Below are 1,527 nucleotides of genomic sequence, written 5' to 3' on the forward strand. Positions count from 1 at the left end.
GGGCGGGCTCGGGCATGCGGCTGACGGCGGTGACGACGATCAGCAGGTGGTTCTGGCTCACGCTCTTGCTGGTCTGGCCGAACAGCCCGCCGATGAGGGGGAGGTCCATGAGCAGGGGCACCCCGCTGCGCGACTCCTGCTCGGTCGAGGAGATCACGCCCCCCAGCACCGCGCTGTGGCCGGAGGTAAGGAGCACGTTGGAGGTCAGCTGCTGCTTGGGGATGACCGTGGCGTTGTTGGGCCCGCTAGAGGGGGCGCTGCCGAGGTTGATGCTCACGGCCAGCTGGATCTTGCCGCCGGGGATCACGGCGGGCGTGAGCTTGAGCTCGAGGCCGAACTCCACGCTCTGCAGCCCGGCGGTGCCGCCGTTCGAGCCCGAGGAGGACAGCGGGATCAGCAAGCTGCCGCCGGAGAGCAGGTTCACGCTCTCGCCGCTGCTGACGGTGAAGCGGCTGTCGATGAGCGAGCGGCTCTTGCCCGCGCTCTGCAGGGCCTTGAGGGTGGCGTTGAGCTTGAGCAGGCTGCCCGCGCCCACCTCCATCCCCAGCCCGGCCGCGCCGCTGCCGGGGTCGGCCTTGAGGGTGAAGGGCCCCAGCGCCGCCTCCAGGGCCACGCGCACGTCCTCCCCCTGGCCGCTGGTGATCTGCTCGACGCGCACCTGCAGGTCCACCTGGGGGACGGGCCGGTCCAGCTCGCCCACCAGCCGCTCGATGGCGTCGACCGCCGCCGCCGGGCCCCGCAGCAGCACGGTGTTGGTGCGCTCGTCGGCGGCCAGGAGCACCTCCTTCGACTCCGGCAGCAGCTTGGCCACCAGCTCGAGCACCCCCTTGGCCTTGGCGTAGCCCAGCGGCAACGCCCGCTCCACGGGGGCGGCGGGGGCCGGGGACGGCAGGACGGCAGGACGGGCGGCCTCCAGCTGGCGCACGAAGTCCTGCGCCTCCGCCGCCAGGGCCCGCGGCAGCTGCACCATCACCACCTTGAGGGCCTCGAGGTAGGTGACCTTGGCCTCCTTGAAGCGCAGCAGCAGCGCCTGGGCTAGCGACGCGCCCGCGTCGGGCGCCGCGAAGAGGAGCACCGCCTCCTGCTCCTGGGGGGCGTCCTGCTTCCGGGGATCCGGCTCGGGCTTGGGCTCGGGCCGGGGACCGTCCTGCGGGGGCACGGGCGCGGCTCGTCCCGGCAGAGGACTCGCCGCCGCCTCCTGCGGCGGGAGGCCGCCGGGCCCGGCGGCATGCTCGTCTGCGTGGGGGTCGTCCCCCGGGCGCGCCGGGCCCCCGACCTCCGCCAGCGCCTTCAGCAGGGCCGCGAGCTGCTGGTGCTGGGACTCGGTGGCCTCGACCACCAGGGCGCGGGGCTGGGTGAGCACGAAGACCCTGCTCTGCGGCAGCAGGCCCTGGGCCAGGGGCGCCAGGATCTGCGGGTCGTCCACCGGGTAAACCGCCACCCGCCGCGCCTCCTCCGGGCGCGCGGGGCTCGCCCCGTCCCGGAGGGAATCCGCCGCGGCGGGCGGGGTCGCGGCCGGAGGAGGCG

General features: G+C 74.8%; 1 protein-coding gene. It reads right to left on the reverse strand.

Annotated elements, in window-relative coordinates:
• The coding region (locus tag Mterra_RS23550; RefSeq protein ID WP_275054873.1) for a secretin N-terminal domain-containing protein at nucleotides 1-1,441 on the reverse strand (1,441 nt) is incomplete at its 3' end.
• Nucleotides 1,442-1,527 lie beyond the last annotated feature (86 nt).

The sequence above is a fragment of the Calidithermus terrae genome (assembly GCF_003574345.1).
In the GTDB taxonomy this organism is placed as follows: Bacteria; Deinococcota; Deinococci; order Deinococcales; family Thermaceae; genus Calidithermus; species Calidithermus chliarophilus.